Below are 25,408 nucleotides of genomic sequence, written 5' to 3' on the forward strand. Positions count from 1 at the left end.
ACGAAAAAAATTCATTTTAATTTAATTTACATGGGCACTTCAATAAATAAAAGTGCAGAAGTTTCTTTAGCTTCAATGTTAAATGATTTTGTTTTACTTACCCCAATGGCATCCCTTGTATTTAATTCTGAATCTTCAACAGTAATATTGCCGTGAATTAGCATCAAATAAACACCGTGATTTTCAGATTTTAAATCGTATTGAAACGATGTGTTTTCATCTAAATCAATTCGCGATAATTTAGCATCTTGATGAATCTTTAATGAACCTTCAAAATCTTCATCTAATGAAGAAACTAATGTTTGAAGTTTGTTTTTTCTATCATTTGCTTCAAATTTCTTTTGATCGTAACGCGGTTCAACATTTTGTTTGTTAGGCATAATCCAAATTTGAAATAAACTTAAATGCTCCTCTTGCGAACCGTTGATTTCGGAATGTTGAATGCCTTTTCCAGCTGACATTACCTGCACTTCTCCTGGAAACACCGATTCCCAAGAATTATGCATAGAATCTCTGTGCTTTAATTCACCTTTTAAAGGAATGGTAATAATTTCCATATTATCATGCGGATGCGTTCCAAAACCCATTTTTGGGGCAATTATATCGTCATTTAAAACGCGTAATGCTCCAAAATTCACTTTATCTGCGTCGTACCAACTTGCAAAACTAAATGAATGATTAGCTTGTAACCAGCCGTGGTTGGCAAAGCCTCTACTATCTGCTTTATGAACTAATGTTTTCATTTTTTTCGTGTTTTTTTTTTAAAACTAAATTTAGTTTCTATCTTATTTTATCCAACAAATCACTCAACTGCTGGGCTTCTTCTTTTGTTAGATTTTCTAATAAATCTTCCTTAAAATCTTTTGAAATGTCTTCAAGTAACTTTAATCCAGATTTTGTTATTTCTATATGAACCACACGCCTATCACCAGGACATGGCAACCGGTTTATCAAGCGCTTAGCGCATAATTTATCCATTAATCTAGTAGCATTTGGAGCACGTTCAACCATGCGTTCTTTAATGGTTTGTACATTAATGGGCTTGCCAGCTCCTCTTAAAATTCTTAAAATATTGAACTGTTGCGGCGATATTCCAAAAGGTTTAAAAAAATCGTTCTGCTGACTATTAATCCAGTTTGCCGTGTAAATAATATTCAACAAAGCTTTCACTTTTTGGTTAGGAAACGTCGAATTGATATCTTTTGAAATGTCACCCATAATCTATAATGCTTCTTGGAAATTAGTTACTTTCTTCACTAACTCGTCATTTAAAGTATTATCACTTATTTTTTCATCTGAAAAATTCTTTGAAAAGAATGGTAAAGAAAATACATCTGTAATTTTCGCTTCATGAAACGGAAATCTGTTTTCGGCAATTTCTAAAACTGACTTACCTCCTCTTCCACCTGGCGATGTCGCCATTAATAGCATGGGTTTTCCAAAAAATGTTTTACTTTGAATTCTAGACATCCAATCGAATAAATTTTTAAACACAGTTGAATACGCGCCATTATGTTCTGCCAGAGACAACATTATGCCATCTGCGTTTTTTATTAATTCTAAAAAATCGTGTGCTTTTTGAGGAATCCCCTGCTCTTTTTCTAAATCCACTCCAAAAAGAGGTAATTCAAAATCATTTAAATCTAGAATATTTACATCTACATTCTCCAATAAACTACTAGCATAAACCACCAATTGTTTATTTATTGATGCTTTACTATTACTGCCTGCAAAGGCTATTATCTTTTTCATATGCTTAATTTTATTCATCAAAGATAGTCAAAAATAAAATATATTCCAAGGAATATATTTCCATGTAATATTATTTGTGATTTTGTTAACTTTAATAATTAACGCATCACAAACATTTTACTTTAACAGATTTCAAAACAACGGCTACTTTTGTACTTTAGCATCAAAATAAAAATACATGGATATCAACTTCAATAAAAACGAAGATCACAATAAGCTCTTGCTTTCAGACCTACACCAACGTTTTGTAAAGGTTAGCCTTGGCGGAGGAAAAAAAGGTATTGAAAAACTTCATAGCAAAGGAAAGATGACGGCCAGAGAACGTATCAACTTTTTACTTGATAAGAAAGCAAAATCTATTGAGATTGGTGCTTTTGCTGGAGAAGACATGTATAAAGAACACGGCGGATGCCCTTCTGGAGGCGTTGTTGTTAAAATAGGATACATTCAAGGCAAACAATGTGTCGTTGTAGCCAACGATGCCACAGTTAAGGCAGGCGCTTGGTTCCCTATTACAGGGAAAAAGAATCTGCGGGCTCAAGAAATTGCTATCGAAAATAAACTCCCAATCATTTATTTAGTAGATTCTGCAGGCGTGTATTTGCCTTTACAGGATGAAATTTTCCCTGATAAGGAGCATTTCGGACGAATATTTAGAAATAATGCGATTATGAGCAGCATGGGCATTACGCAAATTGCTGCCGTTATGGGAAGTTGTGTCGCAGGAGGCGCTTACTTACCTATTATGAGCGATGAATCAATTATTGTTGATAAAACAGGAAGTATTTTTTTAGCTGGAAGTTATTTAGTTAAAGCCGCTATTGGCGAATCGATTGATAATGAAACTTTAGGAGGTGCAACCACCCATTGTGAAATTTCTGGAGTTACCGATTATAAAGCTAAAGATGATGAAGATGCTTTAACAACTATTAAAAATATTGTTGGAAAAATTGGCGATTATGATAAAGCGGGGTTCAACCGTATTGAAGCTAAGAAACCTACTAAAAATCCTGAAGATCTATTTGGAATAATTCCAAAATCTAGAGCCGATCAATACGATATGTATGAAGTGATTAAACGTTTGGTTGATCATTCGGAATTCGATGAATACAAAGCTGGCTACGGACAAACCATTATCACTTGCTACGCCAGAATTGACGGCTGGGCTGTTGGTATTGTTGCGAATCAGAGAAAATTAGTGAAAACTAAAAAAGGCGAAATGCAATTTGGAGGTGTTATTTATAATGATAGCGCCGATAAAGCCACCCGTTTTATTGCTAATTGCAATCAAAAGAAAATACCATTAGTGTTTTTACAAGATGTCACTGGCTTTATGGTAGGCAGTAAAAGTGAACATAGCGGCATAATTAAAGATGGCGCTAAAATGGTGAATGCAGTGAGTAATTCTGTGGTTCCAAAATTCACAATAATTATAGGGAATAGCTATGGTGCAGGAAATTATGCCATGTGTGGAAAAGCCTACGACCCTAGATTGATAGTTGCTTGGCCTAGCGCAGAACTTGCCGTAATGAGTGGAAACTCTGCTGCTAAAGTATTATTACAAATTGAAAAAGCATCATTAGAAAAATCTGGAGAAAAAATCACCCCTGAAAAGGAAGCTGAATTATTCAATAAAATAAAAGACCGTTACGACAATCAGGTTTCACCATACTATGCAGCTGCTAGACTTTGGACCGATGGTATTATTAATCCTTTAGACACTAGAACTTGGATTAGTATGGGTATTGAAGCGGCCAACCACGCTCCTATCGAAAAGCCTTTTAATTTAGGTGTCCTACAAGTTTAATTTTTAAATCTGCTCAATATTTTGTAACTTAATGACTGAAAATCAATAATTTCAGTCATGGAAACAATAAAATCATTAAACAAATGGGCAAATGCACACACGTATTTACCCTTAGATTTGGTTCGTATCGCGTTGGGTGTTTTCCTTTTTATAAAAGGCATCAATTTTATGGCCAACACCGAAATGCTTATGCAGCTTTTTGAACCTATTCAAAATTTTGCTGGTGGTATGATTGCTGTACATTATGTTGCTCCCGCACATTTTATTGGCGGCATATTAATTGCTTTCGGACTACTAACCCGTTGGGCGATTATAGCGCAACTCCCAATTTTAATAGGAGCCATTCTTATTAATTTCACCGGAGAAATGAATACAAACAACTTAATATTAGCAATTTCAACACTTTTAGTTTGTACCTTCTTTTTAGTATATGGGTCTGGGAAACGCTCTGCAGATTACTATTTTAAAATGCAGCAATAACACTATAGTTATGAATATTCGCTATTAGAATATCAGATAAAAACAGTAAAACATCACATAACGTGAGTTTAAAATAGAATTTAACTTACGATCAAATAAGCTAAAACTTAGAATTACCCATCTAGTTTTAGCTTATTTTTTTACTTTATCTCTGTGCTAAAAGGAAATAATAATTGCACACCTTTTTTATTGGTTAAGGCTTTTATTTCTTTAAGCATTTTATAGTTTTCTGTACCTAGCTCTTCTTCTAAAATGGTTTCCTTAGCTTTTACTAATCCGAATTGACTTAAAATTTTATCCAAATCTTTTTCAAAAACTGGAAACTCATTTACTCTATAGTCTTCAATGTTTGCGGCTTCAGCAGCACGTTTTAAAGCTAAATCTAAACCTCCTAGTTCATCAACCAAACCAATTCCAATCGCATCAGCCCCTGTCCAAACACGACCTTGAGCAATTTCTTCAACTTGATCTCTGGTTAAGTGTCTTCCGTCTGAAACTCTTTTAGAAAATAAATCATAAATATCTACAATCCCTTCTTTTATAAAAGCGCGTTGCTCTTCATTTAAAGGTTCAAAAAAGCTATATGTTACCGCATTTTTATTGGTGGTAACTTGCTCTGCGTTAATTCCCATTTTTTCCGACAATTCTTTGCCATTTGGTAGCATACCAAAAACACCTATACTTCCTGTAATTGTAGTTGGTTCTGCAATAATTTTAGTCGCATTACTTGCAATATAATATCCTCCGGAAGCTGCTAAATCTCCCATAGAAACGATTACAGGTTTAACCTTTTTGGTAAGTTCTATTTCTCTCCAAATAAGTTCGCTCGCCAAGGCCGATCCGCCAGGTGAATTAATTCTTAAAACAACCGCCTTAACTTTTTCATCTTCTCGAGCCTTCTTTAAAGAAGCATTCATCGACCCCTGGCCTACATTATTTTCATCGCCTTCGCCATAAATAATATTGCCTTGCGCATAAATGACTGCAATTTTATTTTTGGTTGAATAATCTTTAATTTTTGAAGATGCATAATACGAGTAATCTTCAATAGTAACCGTGTTTAATTTATCCTTTGCCTCAATCCCAATGGCTTTTCTAATACCATTTATATATTCATCATGATACACCACCTGATCCACAAGACCAGAAGCTTTAGCTAATTTCGGATTTCTTGCAAATAAGCTATCGGCGATTATATTTAATCTTTCAACCGAAACATTTCTGCTCCTAGAAATATCCTGTTTAATTTCTTTCCAAAGGGCATTTAGGTACACAGAAATTTGCTCTCTATTATTATCGCTCATTTCATTAGCTAAAAACGGTTCCACAGCACTTTTATATTTTCCTAAGCGCACGACTTCCATTTTAACTCCCGATTTATCTTGAAAATCTTTGAAATACAAGCGTTCGGAATACAAGCCTTTAAATTCCATCATACCCGCAGGATTAATATAAATGGTATCGGCAACCGAACTTAAATAATAATCTTTTTGCGAAAACACATCGGCGTAAGCCACAACAAATTTTCCAGATTCCTTAAATTTCAATAAGGCACCACGTAAGGCTTTAACCTGTGTGATTCCTGCGTTTACAAAATTATTATCAATTGAAATTCCTTTTATATTATCGTCTGTAGCTGCATAATTTATAGCATCAATAATATTAAATAGACCATTTTTTTTAGCTTCATTTAGAAAAGCATACTCTTTAAATTCAATTTTCCCCGCGTAATCTTTAATAGGAAAATCTAATTTTAATTCTAACAACGAATTTGGCTTTACCTGTACCGTTTCACTTGAAGTCGCTCCTATAATGGCTCCTATTGCTAATAATCCAACAACAAAAAGAATACAAAATATGATAATACCAGTGATGGTTGACAATACGCGTTTAAAAAAAGTCATAATATAAATTTACTATAGGTATAAAAAACAATGAATATGTTACAGCTTATTTTACTAAATCGAGTGTACGTTTGCGGTGAATTTTCCCTGAAGATGTTTCAACAAATTTAGCTACAGGTATAATTTCTCTAGGTTTTTCATATTTATCTAAACCTTTAAAAATTTCAGGATCTATGGTATTAGCTTCACTTTGTATAACTAAAACTAGTTTCTCGCCTAGAGTGTCGTCTGGTTTTGAAGTAATAAAGAAATCTTCAGTAATCTTTCCTTGTAATTTACGTTCAATTTGCTCTGGAAATAACTTAATACCTCCTGAATTTACTACATTATCAAAACGCCCTAACCATTCAAAACTATCTTCAGAATGAATTTTAACCAAATCGTTAGTTACAATTTTTTTATCTGAAATAGCAGGCGCTTCAATCACTAAGCAGCCTCGATCATCAGTAGAAATTGAAACGTTTGGAAGCGTTTTAAAATCGGATGGGTTTTGTATGCCTTCTAAATGATTTAGTTTTCTAACAGCAATATGCGAAACGGTTTCGGTCATGCCGTAAGTCTCGTAAACAGCTGGTTTTTTATCTTTAATTAAATCTACAATATGACTTGAAACCATACCGCCTCCAACAATTACAGCCTTAATGGTATTTAAATCTTTAGCAAAGTTTTTAAGTTGCATTGGTGTAAATGCACAGAAATCATAGTCTTTTTCGTAATCAATTCGAGGAAATGAAGATGGCTGAACTAAATCCAATTCTAAACCTAAAATAATGGCTCTTACGATAGTCATTTTACCTGCAATAAAATTTGAAGGCAAACAATGTAATACTTTATACCCTGGTTTTAAGTTAAAAAAATCGCCTGTTGCTAAAGCAGAATTTACCATAGCCTGCTTTTTAATTTTTAAGTCTTTTGGTTTCCCTGTAGACCCCGAAGTTTTCACGACAACATAATCATGTTGGTCTAACCAATTTAATAAAAAACTACCCAGTTCTTGCTGAAAAGGCAAACCTTCTTTTATGTAACTGTAAGCAACTTCCATTAAATCGTCGTACTTATAACTTACATTATCTAATTTAAACTTAACGTGTACGTTTCTATAATTCGGTGTCATAATTCTTTAAATTTATATTATTTATGGGCTCTGGAGCCTCTATTTTTCCTAATAATTTCCCTTTCCAATCGGTCCATTTATATTTTTTTGAAAATACAAAAAGTAATATTGGAAACACAACAAAAACGGGAACAAATATTTCCATTAAACCCATTTCATTTGGGTCTGATAAATCTTTAAAAATTGAATGCGTTTGAAAGGCTGTCCAATCGGCTGAAACTAAAAGTGCAGTAAACAAATTATTGGCTGCATGAAAGCCCAAAGCGAGTTCTAAACCATCATCCATTAAAGTAATTATACCTAGAAATAATCCCGTTCCTATATAATAAACCATAATAATATACCCCAATTGTTCAACTTCAGGATTTGCTAAATGCATTAATCCAAAGGTCACAGAAGTAATCATCAAGGGTAACCATTTATTTTTGAAAATAATGCCAAAACCCTGCATTAAATAGCCTCTAAAAAAATATTCTTCAAAACTAGTTTGTAAAGGAATCAAAACAATAGCAATGGCACAAAGGATTAAAAAAGGTTGCCATTTGAAATTCCATAAATAATCTTCTGGAGTTAGAAAATAATCAACAAAAATAAAGACTGTAGAAACAGCCCCCCAAAGTATAAAGGTGAACCAAAAACGCTTCCAATCTATTTTTTTTCGAGCCGTAGTTAAGTTTGTAATAGGTAACTTATGTAATCCTTTTGCTGTAGCAAAAACACCAAGCAATCCGAAAGCAAAAGAGATTAACATTACAAATAAAAACAGGTTACTCCCTAATAAATCCATCATTTCAGGAATGGTACTTACCATAGCGCTCTCGCCTGTTTGAAACGATTTATACACAATTGCTAAGGCCAAAGGAAACATACCTACAATTTGCCAAGAACAAAAAATTATAACCAGTCCTATAATATAACGCCACCACTCATGTAATCCTTTAAACGCTTGTTCTATATACATTTTTATAAATTAAAATTCCAGTTTGTTTTTTTATTATACCCCAAAGCACCGTTTTTAACTTCTAACGGACTCTCAAAATTATTAGTAAACAAAGCCCCTGTACCCAGGCCTTGAGGTAGATTACTTTGCTTCAAAAAAGTGTATTGTGCAATCGCATTCAAACCAATATTACTTTCTAAAGCACTTGTTATCCACCAGCCTATATTTTGGTTTTCTGCACTATTTATCCATGTATCGCTTCCGCGGAAACCACCAACTAAACTTGGTTTTAAAATAATGTATTGCGGATTTATAGTTTGTAGTAATTTAACTTTATTTGTTACTGAAAACACCCCAATTAATTCTTCATCTAAAGCAATAGGCAATGGTGTTTCATCACATAAGTTAGCCATCGCATCAATTTGTCCTTGTTTAATAGGCTGTTCGATGGAATGTAAATCGTAATCTGATAATACTTTTAGTTTTTCTAGGGCTTCTGAAGGCTTAAAAGCACCATTAGCATCTACTCTTAATTCGATATCTTTTGAAGTAAATTCTTTTCGAATAGATTTTATAAGATTAATTTCCGTTTGAAAATCAATCGCTCCAATTTTCATTTTAATACATGTGAAGCCTGCTTCAATTTTATCTTTAATTTGTTGTTTCATGAAGCTTTCACTCCCCATCCAAATTAAGCCATTAATTGAAATATTAGCTTTTCCTTGAGTAAATTCTGAAGGAAATAATTCAAATTTATTTTGAGCCTCTAAAGATTGAAAAGCCATTTCTAACCCGAATTGAATGGATGGAAATGCGATAAGCTCATCTAACAAAGCCTCTAAACCCAAATGTATGTTGGCGCAAGTCCATTTTAAGGTTTCTTCGTAATTGGGAACATCATCAATGCTTAATCCTCGAAAAACACCACATTCGCCTACCCCTTGTTTACCATCATTTTCTAATATAATAAACCAGGTTTCTTTCTGTTTTAGTACGCCTCGTGAGGTTCCGCTAGGTTGTTTAAAATCTAAAATATATTTATGACACTTCGCTTTCAACATCATTAATTATATCTACCAAATTGAAAACCAATACCTAAAAACACTCTAAATTGGTTTAAATCATTCACCCAAGAAACATCTAAATTAATTGGTCCAAATAACGACCTATATGAAAAAGTTGAGCCTGCTGAAAATAACGCACTAGGATCTTCGCCATCAGACCAATTGCCTTTAGGAGATAAGGCTGTTTTAGTAAAATCACTAAACCCTTTAAATCCTACACTAGCCATGCTAACGTGAGGTTTAACATAGACCTTATTAATTGGGTTGTATTGCAAGCCTAGACTTAACTCCATAAACTGTGTGGCAGGTAATTCATCTTCATTTAAACCATTAAAAACAAAGGTGTTATTCATCCCTCTATTTAAATCGCCACCAATAAAAAATTTGCCTCCATAGCCATATTCTTCAAAACTAACCTCATTAGCTTTCCTTGCCTGCTCAAAAGTAAATGCGCCATTGGCTCCTATAATCGCTGTTAAGGACTGTTTTAAAGGAAAACGTCTTTCGTACCTAACAATAGCATTGGTGTAACTGTTTGTACTAGCATCAATTTTTTCAGATGAATTTTTATAACCTTCATCAACATTTTGAACTAAAGATTGCTCTATGGCAGCATGCACCAAAGTACCACGTTTACAATAAAAAACTTCTTCAAAACTGTTATAATTAAAATGCACATCAACTAAAACATTATTAAATTTATAGTGATCTAAAATTAGCGTATCAGTATCTTTTGAAATCGGTATTTTAGGATCTAATTTTAATCTCTTAGACATAGCTGAGAAACCAAAATAACTTTTATTGGGTATAATATTTCGGTTGAATTCATACTCAAATTGCAACGAGTTATTATTAATACCATCAAAACCATATCCATCAGAATATACTTTTTGCTTAAGCTTTAACCAAAGCATTTCGGCGCGCCACCACCACATGTGTCGTTCGCCATATATTTTTTGATGCTGAATAAGGAGTTTGGGTTGTTCGGCAACATCTAAAGTCATTAAAGTTCTTGAAGCAGCTCCTATTAAATTTCGTCCTGTATAATTTACTATAGCTCCCAAGCCTCTATAGGTATCGTAATGTAGCGCTAATTTGACCTGGTTTTTAGAGTTTTCAACTCCATTAAATTCAAGACCCAAAACGCTATCTTTAACCTTAGGCACTACAACAATTTGATTAAACAAATTGGTCCCCATGGCTCTATCCACGCCAGCAACAATATTTTTGGGCGTATATTTTGTTTTTGTTTGAAAATCTGTTCGCGATTTTACTAAATTTAAGTTGCCTTTACTAATGTGTTTATAAACAATAGTATCTAAGGTAAATTCCTCTGGCACTTCAGGAATTTTATGTTCGCGTTGCTTAAAGTTTTTTAATTTTTCGGCTAATTTTTCAAGCGCTTCAGTTTGCGCATTTGTTGCTAATTTACCTTCTTCATAAATTGCATTACTTCTATTAAAATCGCCTGTTGAATAGGTTAAATTTGGTGTATGATCAATCAAAACATCACATAAGGCCCTATTTTCAGGATTTTTAATACTACTAACCAACATACTTGTTTGAAACAAAATTGTTGAAATACTAGTCAACTGCTCTTTTGTTTTTAGACCTCCCCCTACATCACTACCAATAATAATATCGGCACCCAAATTTTTAGCAACATCGGTTGGGAAATTATTTAAAATCCCCCCATCAACTAATAAGGTTTCTTTATAGTCTACAGGTTTAAAAACAGAAGGGATAGACATGCTAGCACGCATGGCTGTAAGTAACGAGCCTTCTTTTAAAACCACTTCGTTACCATGAACGATATCGGTTGCTATCGCTCGGTATGGGATTGATAAATTGTCAAAATCATGAACACCATAGACTGGATAGGTGAGTAATGCGAGAAGTTCTCGTAAATTTTGATCATTAAGCAAGCCTGTACTTATAGTTGGTTTGTTGTTAACCCAGTTTAAATCTATTAAGTAATTATCAAATTCACTTTTTTCTTCATTTCCAACTTTTGCTAAAGTAACCCTGCCCCCTAATAAGTTTGTCCAATTAAGTTTATTTAAAATGGTCGCAATTTCGTTTCCTGAATAGCCCATGGCGTATAAACCACCAACCACACTTCCCATACTTGTTCCAACCACCAAATCTGGTACAATGCCTAAAGAATCTAATTTCTGTAAAACAGGAATATGCGCCACTCCTTTAGCACCGCCTCCACTTAAAACTAAGGCTACTTTTGGTTTTTTATCCTGTGCATTTAAAGGCATTTGGAGAATTACCAATAGTATAATTAATAAGGCAAATTTTATTTTTTGAGGCATGTATAAGACTTTGTTTTATTCTGTTATAACTCTATAAAGTCTCCGATTTCGAGAAGCATTAAGTCTTTATTTTTTTCGAAGAATTTTCGTTTAGCAACTTCATGGTCTATTTCTATGTAACCAAAAGTATCATAGTGATATCCTAAAACCTTATCGCATTCAACAAAATCACTTGCTAAAATGGCGTCATCAATACCCATAGTGAAATTATCACCAATTGGTAATATGGCCAAATCCAATTTTGTTTGAAGCGGTATTAACTTCATATCGTAAGTTAAAGCCGTGTCTCCAGCAATATAAATATTTTTACGCTCGCCTTCAATTACAAAACCTCCAGGTTGTCCGCCATAACTGCCATCAGGAAAAGATGATGTATGAATCGCGTTAACATATTTTACGGAACCAAATTCAAAATCCCATGTACCGCCATGGTTCATTGGGTGGCCTTCAATACCTAGTTTTTCAAAATGTGAAACAATTTCAAAATTTGAAACCACAACGGCTCCTGTATGTTTCGCTATAGCTTCAACATCAACAATATGATCCTGATGTGCATGAGTAACCAAAATATAATCGGCTTTAAGTTGCTCAATATCAATAGCCGAAGCCTTTGGGTTTGCTGTAATAAAAGGATCTACAAGAATATGCACATCATCCACTTGAATCCCTAAACTTGCGTGTCCGTAAAATGTTATTTTCATCTTATAAAATTTAAAAGATTAAAGTACAAAAAATCTAGAATAAAAGTCCAATTCCCATTAACAATGCTAACAAAACCGTTGATAATGCTAATTTCTTTAATTCAGGATCCAATAATTTTAAATCGGTATTATTATTAACGGTTTTTAAATGAATTAATAAAGGAATAAAAGCCAAAATAAAAATTAAATTAAATGGTGAATTATAATATAAAACTCCGAATAAACCTGATAAAATAATTGATGTGATTATTAGGATGCTATGATATGTTTTAACTTTTTTACTTCCTAAAATAACAGCTAAGGTTATTTTATTCGATTTTTCATCAGAAATTCTATCACGCATATTGTTTAAGTTTAAAACACCCGTACTTAAAAGCCCGATAGTAATAGCAGGCAAAACCGTAATAAAATCGATGGTTTTTGCATATAAAACATAACAACCTATAACGCTAACTAAACCAAAAAATATAAAAACAAAAACATCCCCCAAGCCTCTATAACCAAAAGCATTACTTCCAACAGTATAACGAATGGCTGCAACAATAGATGCAATCCCTAAAGCAAAAAACAAAAGCGCTAATAAAAAATGCTCTGCTCCAAAAGATTGGTAGATTAACAGAATTGCTAAAACCAATGCTATTACCACATTAATTACAATGGCTTTGTATAATTGTTTTGGTGTTATTTTTCCAGACTGAATGGCACGTTGAGGGCCTATTCGATCATCATTATCGGTACCTTTTACACCATCGCCATAATCGTTTGCTAAATTTGAAAGTATTTGTAAACTCAGTGTTGTTAAAATGGCTAGAATACAAATAGACCAATTAAAAACGCCTTTATATTGTGCTAAACATGATGCTAGAATAATTCCTGAAACCGATAAAGGCAACGTTCTTAAACGCATGGCTGAAATCCACGTGGAAAAGTTCCCCATTATGGAATCCATTTTTTGTCAAAATTAGGCTTACGCTTTTCTAAAAACGCATTACGACCCTCTTTTGCTTCTTCGGTCATATACGCTAAACGTGTAGCTTCTCCAGCAAAAACTTGTTGCCCAACCATACCATCATCGGTTAAATTCATAGCGAATTTAAGCATCTTAATAGATGTTGGTGATTTTGCTAATATTTCTTGCGCCCATTCATAGGCTGTACTTTCCAATTCTTCATGCGGTATTACGGCATTTACCATCCCCATATCAAAAGCTTCTTGCGCGGAATAATTTCTTCCTAGGAAAAAGATTTCGCGTGCTTTCTTCTGCCCAACCATTTTAGCTAGATACGCAGACCCATACCCTCCATCAAAACTTGTTACATCGGCATCTGTTTGCTTAAAAATTGCGTGTTCTTTACTTGCTAAAGTTAAATCGCAAACAACATGTAAACTATGGCCACCGCCAACTGCCCAACCAGGAACAACCGCAATAACTGCTTTAGGCATAAAACGTATTAAACGCTGAACCTCTAATATGTTTAAACGATGATAACCATCTTCACCTACATAACCTTGATGACCACGTGCTTTTTGATCACCGCCGCTACAAAAGGAATAAACACCATCTTTTGTTGAAGGCCCTTCGGCAGACAACAAAACGACACCTATATTAACATCCTCATTTGCATCATAAAATGCATCATATAATTCACTTGTTGTTTTTGGTCGGAAAGCATTTCTAACATTTGGTCTGTTAAACGCTATTCGTGCAACACCGTTACACTTTTTATAGGTGATATCTTCGTATTCTTTAACTGTAACCCACTTTGGTTCTTCCATTCTAAAAATTTTAGTCAAAAATAATTTTTATTTCCTTAAATCCCTTGATTCAATTCTTAAAAATGACTTTCTTGTTTACTTAATTTAATATTTTCAATCGTTCAAAGAATAAACACTTATATCTGAATACAATGGAGGATTGTAAAGTTTAAGTTAGTTTACTAAGTTTATGAAGAAACTTAGTTTTAGTAATATTTAATATGGATTTCTTAATGTTGGTTATCTGACAATTAAATTACTCAAGAAATTAAACCTTTTTACAGGCATGCAATCCTCAAAATAAAGTTAATTTTTTATGATTTTATTAATATTTTAACTACAATTTTAGATACTATTAAAAAATTGAATATAGGTAGTACTACGTATTGTCATGTAGTCCTTTATTGAGTATTTTTGCACAAACAAAACTTATTAACAATCTATTTTTCTTTTTTTTAGGAAAATATTTCGTACTTTGTAAGGACTTAAAAACCAAGTGTATATGATAGTAACAATTACTCTAATTATTTCCTCATTAGTTGTTTTAAACTTACTACTACTAAAGTTTAGTTCAAATAAGATAATTAGAACTTCCGAAAAGAACAAAAAACCTATTATTTTAAGAACTGAAGTTCCTGTAAAATCATTGTCTACAAGACTTGCTCCTACAGGAAGTTAAATTTTAACTAGTATTCATGAAATAGTTCTTAATTTAAAATTAAGAACTATTTCATGAGTTTAAGTTTAAACTCTACGATTAAACTTAAAGCCTCAATTTTATTACCACTCTATTGTAGCTTTTCCTTTAGCTTCAAGGTATTTATTGGCTTCTCTAAAATTATTATTGCCAAACCAATAGCCTCTATTAGCACTAAGTGGCGATGGATGTCCCGAAGTTAATACTTTATGTTTTTCTGTATCAATTAGCTTTATTTTCTTTTTAGCAAATCCGCCCCAGAGCAAGAATACGACTTGTTCCCTATTAGCACTGACTGCTTTTATAACAGCATCGGTAAACGTTTCCCAGCCTTTTTTTTGATGACTACCTGCCTCATGCGCTCGCACAGTTAAAGTCGCGTTTAAAAGCAAAACCCCTTGTTTTGCCCAACGTTCTAGATTACCACTTATAGGATACGGTACTCCTAAATCATTTTCAATTTCTTTAAAAATATTAACTAATGAAGGGGGATGTTTTATACCGTCATTCACAGAAAAACATAAACCATTGGCTTGACCAAAGCCATGATATGGGTCTTGACCAATAACAACAACATTTACATCATTAAAATGACAATTATTTAAAGCATTAAAAATTTGATGTTTAGGAGGAAAACATTCATGCTGTTCGTATTCCTGTTTAATAAAAGTCGTTAAATCTTTGAAATATGGTTTTTCAAATTCTGTTTCTATATAAGGCTTCCAGCTTTTATGAATATTAGTAAGCATCATTTTCTGAATTAATTTAAAATTCTAACCATTAATTCCCTTAATAAATCACCTTGAGGTACCGCATTTGACCCTACACCTTTACTTTTTACATCAAATTCTCTTAGCGTAGCAACTATGCCGCTAACTTTTCGCATTGGGAAATTTTTAGCCGCTGTAATATAATCTTTTACAAAATATGGGTTTACTTTTAAAGCTTGCGCCACATTTCTAGGTGATTTATCATTCAATCCATGAAAATGTAACAATTGCGAGAAGAAGGCAAATAACAAAGACACTGTAACTACCATAGGATTGTCTTTCGGGTTTTCAGCAAAGTACTTAATAATCTTATAGACTTTAATTTCGTTACGCTCGCCTATTGCATTTCGCAACTCAAAATTATTATAATCCTTACTTATACCAATGTTTTCTTCAATATGTTCTGGGGTGATTTCGGTGCCACTTGGCAAAATAATTTGGAGTTTTTCCAACTCATTATTTATTTTACTTAAATCGGTTCCTAGAAACTCCACAAGCATTTGAGCTGCTTTTGGCGAAATACCATACTTTTTTGACGCTAAAACACGTCTAATCCAATCGGGAACTTGGTTTTCATAAAGTTTTTTACTTTCAAATACAACGCCAGCCTTTTTTAAGGTTTTATAAAGTGCTTTACGTTTATCTAACTTTTTGTATTTATAATTGATAACTAAAACCGTTGTAGGCTGTGGGTTATCAGCATAACCAGCGAATTTTTCAATAGTTCGCGATAAATCCTGAGCTTCCTTTACAATAACCACTTGATGTTCTGCCATCATCGGAAAGCGTTTTGCTTGGCCTACAACATCCTCTACCGTTACATCTCTTCCATAAAGTACCATTTGATTAAAACCGCGTTCTTCTTCAGAGAGCACCGTTTTTTCAATAAAATCGGATATTTTATCTATATAATAAGGTTCTTCCCCCATTAAAAAATAGATAGGTTTCAATTTCCCGCTTTTAATATCGGTTACCAATTGTTTAACTTCGTCCAAATCAAAAAAATTTCAGATTAAAATATCAAAACCCAACAATTTAGTCAGGATATTTGGTATTTGTATAATGTGGCTTAACTTTGAAAATTAAACAAAAACATATTGCAAGCGCTTAATTTTCCAGAATATTCGTTTCGATTCAAAAATAGCGAAAATAAAGTATCTATTTTTGATCCCATTCGTAAAAAATTTGTGATTTTACAACCCGAAGAATGGGTGCGACAGCATTGTATACAATTTTTAATTCAAGTTAAAGGCTACCCAAAATCGTTGATTAATATTGAAAAAGAACTCACTATTAATGCATTAAAAAAGCGCTATGATATTGTGATTTTTAACCCAGATGGAAGTATTCATTTAATTGTGGAGTGTAAAGCCCCTAAAATTAATATCGACCAAAGTACTTTCGATCAAATTGCACGCTATAATTTAGAATTAAATGCCACCTTTTTAATGGTTACAAATGGACTAAACCATTATTATTGCCAAATGGATTTTGAAAACGAACGTTATAATTTCTTAAAGGATATTCCAGATTATAAATCATGAAAATAGCAGTAGTTATATTAAATTGGAACGGCGTGAACTTGCTAGAGCAGTTCTTACCTTCCGTTATAAAATATTCTGAAGAAGCAACTGTTTACGTTGCCGATAATGCTTCAACCGATGATTCTGTTGCTTTTGTGAAACGCACATTTCCTTCAGTAAAAATTATTCAAAATACAGAAAACGGCGGTTATGCCAAAGGTTATAATGATGCCTTAAAACACATTGAAGCCGATGCTTTTTGCTTACTAAACAGCGATATTGAAGTCACTAAAAATTGGCTAACACCTATTATTGAAACCTTTAAAAGCGAAAAAGAAACGGCCATTATTCAACCTAAAATATTAGATTTTAAAAAGAAAACGTATTTTGAATACGCTGGTGCTGGCGGTGGTTTTATCGACAAATATGCTTATCCTTATTGTAGAGGACGTATTTTTAACACTATTGAAGAAGATTTAAATCAGTACAACAATTCCATTAACATTTTTTGGGCTTCCGGAGCTTGTTTATTTATAAGAAGTGCCGTTTATAAGGAGTTAGAAGGTCTAGATGAATATTTTTTCGCTCACATGGAAGAAATCGACTTATGTTGGCGGGCAAAAAACCATGGTCATACTGTTAAATACGTAGGACTTTCAAAAGTATATCATGTAGGAGGCGCAACTTTAACAACACTAAATCCTAAAAAGACGTATTTAAATTTTAGAAACAGTTTATTTATGCTCACAAAAAATTCTAAAGATTTTTTATTTGGCATAATAATTGTTCGACTATGCCTTGACGGCATTGCAGGTCTAAAATTTCTTTTTGAGCTGAAACCAAAACATTGCTTAGCAATAATTAAAGCACATTTTAGTTATTACATACAATTAAAACGGTTACTAGCTAAAAGAAAATCAACAAAACGCAACGTAAAGCACTACACGATAAAATCTATTGTGTTGAACTACTACCTACTTAACAAAAAGAAGTATAGTGGTTTATAAATCTTTAGTGAAAGTTTTGTTAAATTGCTATTGTCCGCCGAATTTTATATATTTTTGTTTAATCATTATTGAAAGTTAATCCTAAAGTTATTATGAAAAAAATCTTACTACTTAGTGTATCAGCAATGTTACTACTAAGCTCATGTGTATCAAAAAAACAATTTACAGATCTTCAAGCAAAACAAAAAGAAACACAAGATTTGCTTAATTCTGCAACCGTTAAACTTAACTCTTGTTTAGAAGACAGAGCATCTGCAACCGCTAGAGCATCTGCTTTAGAAGAGCAAGTAGCCGATTTACGTAAAAGCAACGACAACTTAACTATTTTATCTTCTAAAGGTGCAAGTAATGTTGAAAAAACATTAGAAAGCATCAAAGAAAAAGAACTTAAAATTAGCCGTTTACAAGATGCTTTAACTCAAAAAGACAGCGTTACTTTAGCTTTAGTTACAAGTTTAAAACGTGAAGTAGGTATTAATGATCCAGATATCGAAGTTAATGTAGAAAAAGGTGTGGTATTTATTTCAATCGCCGATAAATTATTATTCCAAAGCGGAAGCTACAATGTAACCTCTAGAGCTAAAGAAGTTCTTGCTAAAGTTGCAAAAGTAGTAAACAGCAAACCAGATTTCGAATGTATGGTTGAAGGTTACACAGATAGCGTACCTTACAGCAAACCACCATTATTAGACAACTGGGATTTAAGTGTAAAACGTGCAACATCTGTAGTTAGAGTTTTAGTTTCTCTAGATGTTAACCCAGCACAATTAATCGCTGCAGGACGTAGTTCTTTCAAACCATTAGTTGACAATGACACTGCTGAAAACAGAGCTACAAACCGTCGTACACGTATTGTTGTATTACCTAAAATCGATCAGTTTTACGACATGATTGAAAAAGAAATGAAAAACTTACAAGAAGGAAAATAAACCCTTTTAATAATATGTTTTAAAAGCTCAACTGAAAGGTTGGGCTTTTTTTATGGCGTTACCCAAAAGGGTCAGGCTTTCACTACTCGCTGCCTCCTAAGGTCGGCGAGCTCAAACATACCGTTCAATCCTTAACGCGGGCCTCATAGCAAACCAAGTCTCAAATTAAAAAGTATAGCGTATAGAATTAGTAAAGCGCTTCTGTTTTCTTAGGAATTAAAATATCTCCAAACTCCCTTTGCCCTCTCTAATAATCACAGGTTCGTCTTCAGATAAATCGATAACCGTTGAAGCTTCATTATCGCCGTAACCTCCATCAATTACCAAATCCACCAAGTTATCCCATTTTTCTAAAATAAGTTCTGGGTCTGTGGTGTACTCTAAAACTTCATCCTCATCATGAATTGATGTTGAGATAATGGGGTTCCCTAAACGTTTTACAATCTCCAAAGCAATACTGTTATCGGGAACTCTAATCCCCACAGTTTTTCTTTTTTTAAACGGATTGGGTAAAGATTTGGCGCCTGGAAGAATAAAAGTATACGGCCCTGGAAGTGCTCGTTTTAAGATTTTAAAAGTAGCTGTGTCAATTTGCTTAACGTAATCGCTTAAATCACTTAAATCATGACAAACAAACGAAAAATTAGCTTTTTCAAGCTTTACACCTTTAATACGAGCTACACGCTCTAAGGCCTTTAAATTAGTAATGTCACAACCTAAACCATAAACCGTATCGGTTGGATAAATAATAAGTCCGCCCTGTTTTAATACTTTAACAGCCTTATCAATCTCCCTTGGATTAGGGTTTTCCTCGTATATTCTAATAAAATCAGCCATGACATTTTATGATAGGTTCTTTCACAAAGTAAATATTAAATATCGGACTATAAAAGTCAACGTACTATAAAACAGTCATTTTACCCGATAACCTCTAATTTAGCAAATCGTAATAAAAGCTTTTTAACGCCACCATGTTGGAATTTAATTTCAGCTTTTACATCGGCTCCTGTGCCTTCAATCTTTAAAACTTCACCAGTACCAAATCTAATGTGTTTCACCGTATTACCAACGGCTAATTTAACATCAAATAAATTTACACTACCGCTTGTTTCTGTTTTAGCAACAGGCTTTAAGTTTTTAGGTGTTGGTGCTAGGTATTTTTCTGGCTCCTTTTTAGCGGTTTTGTTTTTACTAAAAGTAGGTTGTTTTGCTGGTTTGTAACGAATTTTATTTGCAGGGACATCCCCAAAAATATCAGCAGAAAGCATTGGGTTGATGCGTCTTTCTTCAGTAGGTGTTAATATTTCCAAATACTGCTCGTCTATTTCTTCAATAAAACGACTAGGATCAGCATCTACTAATTTCCCCCAACGGTACCTAGATAAAGCATAAGTTAAGTAAGCTTGTTTTTCAGCACGTGTTAAAGCCACATAAAACAAACGGCGTTCTTCTTCGAGTTCGCTTCGTGTATTCATACTCATCGCACTTGGAAACAAATCTTCTTCAAGTCCTACAATAAAAACATTAGGAAACTCTAAACCTTTAGCCAAGTGAATCGTCATTAATGCTACTTGATCATCATCTTCACTATCATTATCTAAATCGCTTGAAAGTGCCACATCTTCTAAAAACTCCGATAAAGAACCTGTAGCATCAGCAATTTCTATTTGCCCTTCAACAAAATCCTTCATACCATTAATGAGTTCTTCAATATTTTCAACTCTTGTAACTCCTTCTGGCGAGGTATCTTTACCAAATTCTTTAATCAATCCACTGGTTCTTGTAACATGTTCGGCTAATTCAAAAACATCGGCCGTTTGGTTTAAAACTTGATAAGTTTCAATTAAAGTCACAAAATCCTTAAGTTTATTTCGCGTCCCTGAATTAATTTTAATATCGGTTTTATCGATATTTTTCATCACTTCAAAAATAGTACGCTTATAACCATTTGCAGCGACCACTAACCTATCTACCGTTGTTTGACCAATACCTCGGGGTGGAAAATTTATAATACGTTTTAATGCTTCCTCATCGGCAGGATTTACAATTAAACGTAAATACGAGAGCACATCTTTAATTTCTTTGCGCTGATAAAACGACAAACCACCATAAATTCTGTAAGGTATATCACGTTTACGCAAAGCTTCCTCCATGGCACGAGACTGTGAATTTGTACGGTACAAAATGGCAAAATCGCTGTTATTTAAGCCTTGGCTGGTTTTATTTTCTAGAATGGTGCTTGCTACATAGCGTCCTTCATCACCATCGGTTAACGAACGGTGTACTTTTATTTTTCCGCCTTCATCATTGGCTGTCCAAACAATTTTTTCAAGCTTGGTTTGGTTTTTATCAATGATAGAATTTGCAGCGTTTACAATATTTTTTGTTGATCGGTAATTTTGTTCCAATCGGAACATTTTCACATCATCATAATCCTTTTGGAAATTCAAAATATTACTAATGTTTGCCCCACGGAAGGCATAAATACTTTGCGCATCATCACCTACAACACATATATTTTGAAATTTATCGGCTAAAGCTCTAACAATCAAATACTGCGAGTGGTTGGTATCTTGATACTCATCAACCAAAATGTATTTAAATCGGTTTTGATATTTCATTAAAACCTCAGGAAATCGCGTTAACAATTCATTGGTTTTTAACAATAAATCATCAAAATCCATCGCACCAGCTTTAAAACATCTATCTACATACTCTTTATAGATATCGCCCATTCTAGGTCGGCGTGCCATAGCATCGGCTTCCTTAAGCTCTGGATTTTGAAAATAAGCACGTACGGTTATTAAACTATTTTTATATGATGATATTCGAGAACGTACTTGTTTTGCTTTATAAATATCTTTATCAAGCTGCATTTCTCTAATAATAGCACCAATTAATTTATCGGAATCTTGAGAATCGTAAATGGTGAAGTTGCTTGGGTAGCCTAATTTATCGGATTCAATACGTAATATTTTAGCAAATATGGAGTGGAATGTTCCCATCCATAAATTCTTTGCTTCACTAGCGCCTACAATAGTTGCAATACGCTCTTTCATTTCTTTTGCCGCTTTATTTGTAAAGGTAAGCGACAAAATATTAAACGGATCTATACCTTTGCTCATCATGTAAGCAATACGGTAAGTAAGCACTCTTGTTTTTCCAGAACCAGCGCCTGCAATAACAATCATGGGTCCGTCTATTTGAATCGTAGGCTCTAATTGAGCGTCGTTTAACTGGCTTAAATATTTTTCCAAATCATCATCAATTTTACGACGTGAAAATAACCATTGTTGGCCTTTTTACGAGGTGAAATAGCTAATAATTATGAACAAATTACTTTTTAGCGTGTAGTAGTCCTGCTTTTACATTAATCCAAATATAATTGAATACCGATTTTGTGCGATCACGCTGAATACTATGCTTCTTGCCTTCTGCAAAAACAGAATTACCTTTTTCGGTAGTTTTAGATACAAATAAATTGGCAACAGCAGACAACGCTTTATTAATTCCCCTACTGTGTTTATTTAAAATATCCACGGTAAGCCCATCGTAATCAACCAGTAAATCTATAGAAGATGCGTGTGAATTTCCATCAATAGTAAAATATGTTTTCTTAAGTGTACCTTCTAACCTCACGTTTAAATTAGGCTCCATAAACTCATTCATTTTTGATGCATGAAACCTACCTAATTCAGCTTTAAAAAGAAATCGATCATGTTTGTTTTTAACATCAAATTCCCAATGGGTCTTCAACGGACTAATACCCATAAACATAGAATGGGTTGTTATGGTTGTTTGCCCACCTTCAGGATAAGTATTACTAATTTTAGTCATATTAGCATTAAATTCTTTGAAGAAAATACGTCCAGGAACAATATGGTGATTAACGCGTTCTTCATAAACTATTTCACCATTAATAATTTCGAGATTATCGACGTTTAGATTGAATTTCAAATCCCTTAACATCTTACTATACATTGGTTTTTCACTATGATTATCTACCACCAACTTATCTCTATACACTTCAAAATCGGGATTATAAATCGTTAATTTTTCAGAATTCAAATAAAATAAGGTGTCGTTTTTAAAACCTACATCTAAATCATCAAAAGAAAGCGAATCAATATTCAAATCGTAATAATCACGTTCCCTTCTTATGATTTTAGATAATTCTTTTTTCGAATATTTCGTTTTTACTTCTAGTGAATTAATCTTAGCTGTTTGGTTATTAACTCGAATATCTCCTACATTAAGTTTTTCATATTCACCAACTAGGCATTCGATGCCTTCTGCTATAAAATCAAAACTAGTAAACGAAATAGGCGTTTTGTAATTATCATGAACTTTGTTTGTAACCTCATTTAAATTTAACGAAAAACGTTCTGCCTTAAACAGTAACGAATCATTAGCCTTATCTACAACTTTTACATTTCCGTTATTAATTGCCAAAAAGCCAACTTGTATTACAGGAGTTTTAGCAAGTGAATCACCCTTTTTTTCAGAATCAGTTTCTGCTTTTTCTCGTTTATAATAAGTGATTTCAGGTGTGTTTAAGATTATGCTATCTATAACAATTTTATCGTTAAGCAAGAACTCCTTATACCCTACATTTTCAATTAGAAGATTACTTAGGTTAATACCCAAATCCTTTTCATTGGTAGTTTTACTATTTATTAAAAAATTAATGTTATTAAAAACTAAAGTTCCAGATAGGACACTTACTGAAAAATCATCTACCTCTAGTTTTATATGTTCTGGTAAGTTATTTAAAGTGGTTTTTATTTTTTCCTTTATAAAGTAATTGGAAACAGGAATAGCTGCTATTACCACAACACCTATTAGAAGTATTACAATTAATACTCGTTTTAAATTAATTTTCATAATATAAAGATATATATTCGGCTTATATGTTTAACAAAAAATTTAAATATCTTTAACTTGTAAAACTTATAAATAAGGAGAGGTTACACTTTTTTTATTTCCGAATCTTATAAATTTAAACCATAATTTTTTTCTAAAAACATTAATTATCGCAAAAATTTCAAGCCTGTTATTAGCGATTTTAAACTCATAAATATGAATACACAAATACATTTTATTTCCAACATTACGTGGTGGGGCTGGATTTTAATAATCTTAGCTATAGTAGCCATTCGTGATGTGTTTTTTCAAAAAAAACATACTATAAGTCATAATTTTCCCATTATTGGACATTTAAGATATTTAATGGAAAGTATAGGCCCTGAAATGCGTCAATATTTTGTTGCAAACAACCGAGAAGAGTTGCCTTTTAATAGAATTGAACGCGGATGGATTTATGCTTCTGCAAAAAAAGAAAACAACTACGAAGGTTTTGGAACAGACCGCGATATTTATCAGCATCAGCATATATTTATTAATAATGCGATGATTCCTTATAAACTTCCAGAAAACCATCCGAATACCATCGACCATTCCTTTCTTCCTTGCGCTAAGGTTATGGGTGAATTTCATAAAAGAAAAAGACCGTTTAGACCTGCTTCTGTTATAAATGTTTCGGCTATGAGTTTTGGTTCTCTATCAGCGAAAGCCGTAGAATCCTTAAATAAAGGCGTTAAAATTGCAGGTGCTTACCACAATACAGGAGAAGGCGGATTATCGCCACACCACAGTCATGGTGGCGATGTTATTTTTCATTTTGGAACAGCATATTTTGGAGTTCGAAGTGCAACTGGCGGTTTTTCGATGGAGAAATTAGTCAATTTGGTTGAAAAAAATCCATTTATTCGTGCTATTGAAGTTAAGCTTTCTCAAGGTGCAAAACCAGGGAAAGGCGGTGTGTTGCCAGGCGCAAAAATAAGCCAAGAAATTGCTGAAATTAGAGGCGTTGAAATTGGTAAAGACGTGCTTTCACCACCAAATCATACGGCTTTTTCAACCATTCCTGAAATGGTAGATTTTATTGAAAAAATAGCCGATGCCACAGGATTACCAGTTGGAATAAAAGCTGCTATTGGTAAATTAGATCAATGGGAAGAACTTGCCGATATCATGGCGAGCACAGGCAAAGGCCCCGATTTTATTACCGTTGATGGCGGTGAAGGCGGTACAGGAGCAGCACCACCAAGTTTTGCAGACCATGTATCGCTACCATGGGTTTATGGTTTTAGCGATTTATACCGCTTGTTTAAAGATAAAGGCTTATCGGAACAAATCGTATTTATAGGTAGTGGCCGTTTAGGTTTTCCTGCGAAAGCAGCCATGGCGTTTGCTATGGGCGCCGATTGTATAAATGTGGCTAGAGAAGCCATGATGAGTATTGGCTGTATTCAGTCGCAAATATGTCATACCAACCGCTGCCCAACTGGAATTGCCACCCAAAGTAAATGGTTGCAAAACGGTATTGACCCTACATTAAAATCGGAACGTTTAGCGCAATATTTTAAAACCTTCAGAAAAGAATTTATTGAAATTACACACGCCGCAGGTTACGAACATCCTTGTCAGTTTAAAATGAGCGATATTCAAATGAATGTTGACGACCATTACCTTTCAAAAGAGTTGGATGCTACTTATATGTATCACAAAACCCCTGTGCCATTTAAAGGCATGCAAGATTTAAAAGATTGTTTATATTTGGGCAATTATCCAAATTAAAAGAA

General features: G+C 33.5%; 23 protein-coding genes. 7 read left to right on the plus strand and 16 right to left on the minus strand.

Annotated elements, in window-relative coordinates; genetic code table 11:
* Positions 1-26: 26 nt before the first annotated feature.
* Genes H6X70_RS10325 through H6X70_RS10335 form a run of 3 tightly spaced genes read right to left on the minus strand, consistent with a single transcriptional unit; the run spans position 27 to position 1,752 of the window.
* Positions 27-743 (minus strand): pirin family protein, encoded by a 717-nt coding sequence (locus tag H6X70_RS10325; protein ID WP_194767614.1) that lies wholly within the window; start codon positions 741-743, stop codon positions 27-29.
* A 37-nt stretch (positions 744-780) separates the two neighbouring features.
* Positions 781-1,218: a MarR family winged helix-turn-helix transcriptional regulator gene (locus tag H6X70_RS10330; RefSeq protein WP_194767615.1), complete on the minus strand. Its 438-nt coding sequence runs from the start codon at positions 1,216-1,218 to the stop codon at positions 781-783.
* Positions 1,219-1,221: 3 nt separating this feature from the next.
* On the minus strand, positions 1,222-1,752 hold the full coding sequence (locus tag H6X70_RS10335; protein WP_194767616.1) for an NADPH-dependent FMN reductase: 531 nt from the start codon (positions 1,750-1,752) through the stop codon (positions 1,222-1,224).
* Between the two features lie 178 nt (positions 1,753-1,930).
* On the opposite strand from H6X70_RS10335, the gene H6X70_RS10340 reads away from it, so the two are divergent.
* Positions 1,931-3,559 (plus strand): acyl-CoA carboxylase subunit beta, encoded by a 1,629-nt coding sequence (locus tag H6X70_RS10340; RefSeq protein ID WP_194767617.1) that lies wholly within the window; start codon positions 1,931-1,933, stop codon positions 3,557-3,559.
* Between the two features lie 57 nt (positions 3,560-3,616).
* Positions 3,617-4,039 (plus strand): DoxX family protein, encoded by a 423-nt coding sequence (locus H6X70_RS10345; RefSeq protein WP_194767618.1) that lies wholly within the window; start codon positions 3,617-3,619, stop codon positions 4,037-4,039.
* Between the two features lie 140 nt (positions 4,040-4,179).
* Here the strand turns inward: H6X70_RS10345 and sppA are convergent, their stop codons facing one another.
* From sppA to H6X70_RS10385, 8 genes are read right to left on the minus strand one after another with little or no spacing between them, the layout of a single operon-like run.
* On the minus strand, positions 4,180-5,943 hold the full coding sequence (gene sppA / locus H6X70_RS10350) for a signal peptide peptidase SppA (protein ID WP_194767619.1): 1,764 nt from the start codon (positions 5,941-5,943) through the stop codon (positions 4,180-4,182).
* Between the two features lie 46 nt (positions 5,944-5,989).
* The gene (locus tag H6X70_RS10355; protein ID WP_194767620.1) at positions 5,990-7,057 is read right to left on the minus strand and encodes an AMP-binding protein; all 1,068 of its coding nucleotides are present in this window, start codon (positions 7,055-7,057) and stop codon (positions 5,990-5,992) included.
* The gene (locus H6X70_RS10360; protein WP_194767621.1) at positions 7,041-8,018 is read right to left on the minus strand and encodes a CPBP family intramembrane glutamic endopeptidase; all 978 of its coding nucleotides are present in this window, start codon (positions 8,016-8,018) and stop codon (positions 7,041-7,043) included. Before H6X70_RS10360 ends, H6X70_RS10355 begins: the two co-directional genes overlap by 17 nt.
* A 2-nt stretch (positions 8,019-8,020) precedes the next feature.
* Positions 8,021-9,058: an o-succinylbenzoate synthase gene (locus H6X70_RS10365; RefSeq protein WP_194767763.1), complete on the minus strand. Its 1,038-nt coding sequence runs from the start codon at positions 9,056-9,058 to the stop codon at positions 8,021-8,023.
* A 2-nt stretch (positions 9,059-9,060) separates the two neighbouring features.
* Positions 9,061-11,382, minus strand: coding sequence for a patatin-like phospholipase family protein (locus tag H6X70_RS10370; RefSeq protein ID WP_228530330.1), 2,322 nt, complete (start codon positions 11,380-11,382; stop codon positions 9,061-9,063).
* 23 nt (positions 11,383-11,405) lie between these two features.
* Positions 11,406-12,083: a metal-dependent hydrolase gene (locus tag H6X70_RS10375; protein ID WP_194767622.1), complete on the minus strand. Its 678-nt coding sequence runs from the start codon at positions 12,081-12,083 to the stop codon at positions 11,406-11,408.
* Between the two features lie 34 nt (positions 12,084-12,117).
* Positions 12,118-13,032 carry a 1,4-dihydroxy-2-naphthoate octaprenyltransferase gene (gene menA / locus H6X70_RS10380; RefSeq protein WP_228530331.1) on the minus strand — a complete coding sequence of 305 codons (915 nt, stop codon included), beginning with the start codon at positions 13,030-13,032 and terminating at the stop codon, positions 12,118-12,120.
* Complete coding sequence (locus tag H6X70_RS10385) at positions 13,020-13,859, minus strand: 1,4-dihydroxy-2-naphthoyl-CoA synthase (RefSeq protein ID WP_194767623.1); 840 nt, start codon at positions 13,857-13,859, stop codon at positions 13,020-13,022. Before H6X70_RS10385 ends, menA begins: the two co-directional genes overlap by 13 nt.
* A 481-nt stretch (positions 13,860-14,340) precedes the next feature.
* Between H6X70_RS10385 and H6X70_RS10390 the strand changes: the two genes are divergently transcribed.
* Entirely contained in the window at positions 14,341-14,517 is a 177-nt protein-coding gene (locus H6X70_RS10390) for a hypothetical protein (RefSeq protein ID WP_194767624.1), read from the plus strand.
* Positions 14,518-14,618: 101 nt separating this feature from the next.
* Here the strand turns inward: H6X70_RS10390 and H6X70_RS10395 are convergent, their stop codons facing one another.
* Together H6X70_RS10395 and holA are read right to left on the minus strand one after the other, a co-directional pair.
* Complete coding sequence (locus tag H6X70_RS10395; protein ID WP_194767766.1) at positions 14,619-15,284, minus strand: uracil-DNA glycosylase; 666 nt, start codon at positions 15,282-15,284, stop codon at positions 14,619-14,621.
* A gap of 11 nt (positions 15,285-15,295) precedes the next feature.
* Positions 15,296-16,300, minus strand: coding sequence for a DNA polymerase III subunit delta (holA, locus tag H6X70_RS10400; RefSeq protein WP_194767625.1), 1,005 nt, complete (start codon positions 16,298-16,300; stop codon positions 15,296-15,298).
* A gap of 102 nt (positions 16,301-16,402) precedes the next feature.
* On the opposite strand from holA, the gene H6X70_RS10405 reads away from it, so the two are divergent.
* The 3 genes from H6X70_RS10405 to H6X70_RS10415 all read left to right on the plus strand — a co-directional run bounded on the left by H6X70_RS10405 (position 16,403) and on the right by H6X70_RS10415 (position 18,764).
* Positions 16,403-16,849 carry a type I restriction enzyme HsdR N-terminal domain-containing protein gene (locus H6X70_RS10405; RefSeq protein ID WP_194767626.1) on the plus strand — a complete coding sequence of 149 codons (447 nt, stop codon included), beginning with the start codon at positions 16,403-16,405 and terminating at the stop codon, positions 16,847-16,849.
* Entirely contained in the window at positions 16,846-17,835 is a 990-nt protein-coding gene (locus H6X70_RS10410; RefSeq protein ID WP_194767627.1) for a glycosyltransferase family 2 protein, read from the plus strand. The genes H6X70_RS10405 and H6X70_RS10410 overlap by 4 nt, the downstream gene beginning before the upstream one ends.
* Positions 17,836-17,927: 92 nt before the next feature.
* Positions 17,928-18,764 carry a flagellar motor protein MotB gene (locus H6X70_RS10415; protein WP_194767628.1) on the plus strand — a complete coding sequence of 279 codons (837 nt, stop codon included), beginning with the start codon at positions 17,928-17,930 and terminating at the stop codon, positions 18,762-18,764.
* A gap of 216 nt (positions 18,765-18,980) precedes the next feature.
* Here the strand turns inward: H6X70_RS10415 and H6X70_RS10420 are convergent, their stop codons facing one another.
* From H6X70_RS10420 to H6X70_RS10430, 3 genes are all read right to left on the minus strand, one after another.
* Positions 18,981-19,601 carry an L-threonylcarbamoyladenylate synthase gene (locus H6X70_RS10420; RefSeq protein WP_194767629.1) on the minus strand — a complete coding sequence of 207 codons (621 nt, stop codon included), beginning with the start codon at positions 19,599-19,601 and terminating at the stop codon, positions 18,981-18,983.
* Positions 19,602-19,681: 80 nt separating this feature from the next.
* Positions 19,682-22,021 carry an ATP-dependent helicase gene (locus H6X70_RS10425; RefSeq protein WP_194767630.1) on the minus strand — a complete coding sequence of 780 codons (2,340 nt, stop codon included), beginning with the start codon at positions 22,019-22,021 and terminating at the stop codon, positions 19,682-19,684.
* Positions 22,022-22,100: 79 nt separating this feature from the next.
* Positions 22,101-23,648 carry a hypothetical protein gene (locus tag H6X70_RS10430; protein ID WP_194767631.1) on the minus strand — a complete coding sequence of 516 codons (1,548 nt, stop codon included), beginning with the start codon at positions 23,646-23,648 and terminating at the stop codon, positions 22,101-22,103.
* A gap of 195 nt (positions 23,649-23,843) precedes the next feature.
* On the opposite strand from H6X70_RS10430, the gene H6X70_RS10435 reads away from it, so the two are divergent.
* Positions 23,844-25,403 (plus strand): FMN-binding glutamate synthase family protein, encoded by a 1,560-nt coding sequence (locus H6X70_RS10435; protein ID WP_194767632.1) that lies wholly within the window; start codon positions 23,844-23,846, stop codon positions 25,401-25,403.
* Positions 25,404-25,408: the final 5 nt, after the last annotated feature.

This window comes from Tamlana sp. I1 (assembly GCF_015355625.1).
Lineage (GTDB): Bacteria > Bacteroidota > Bacteroidia > Flavobacteriales > Flavobacteriaceae > Pseudotamlana.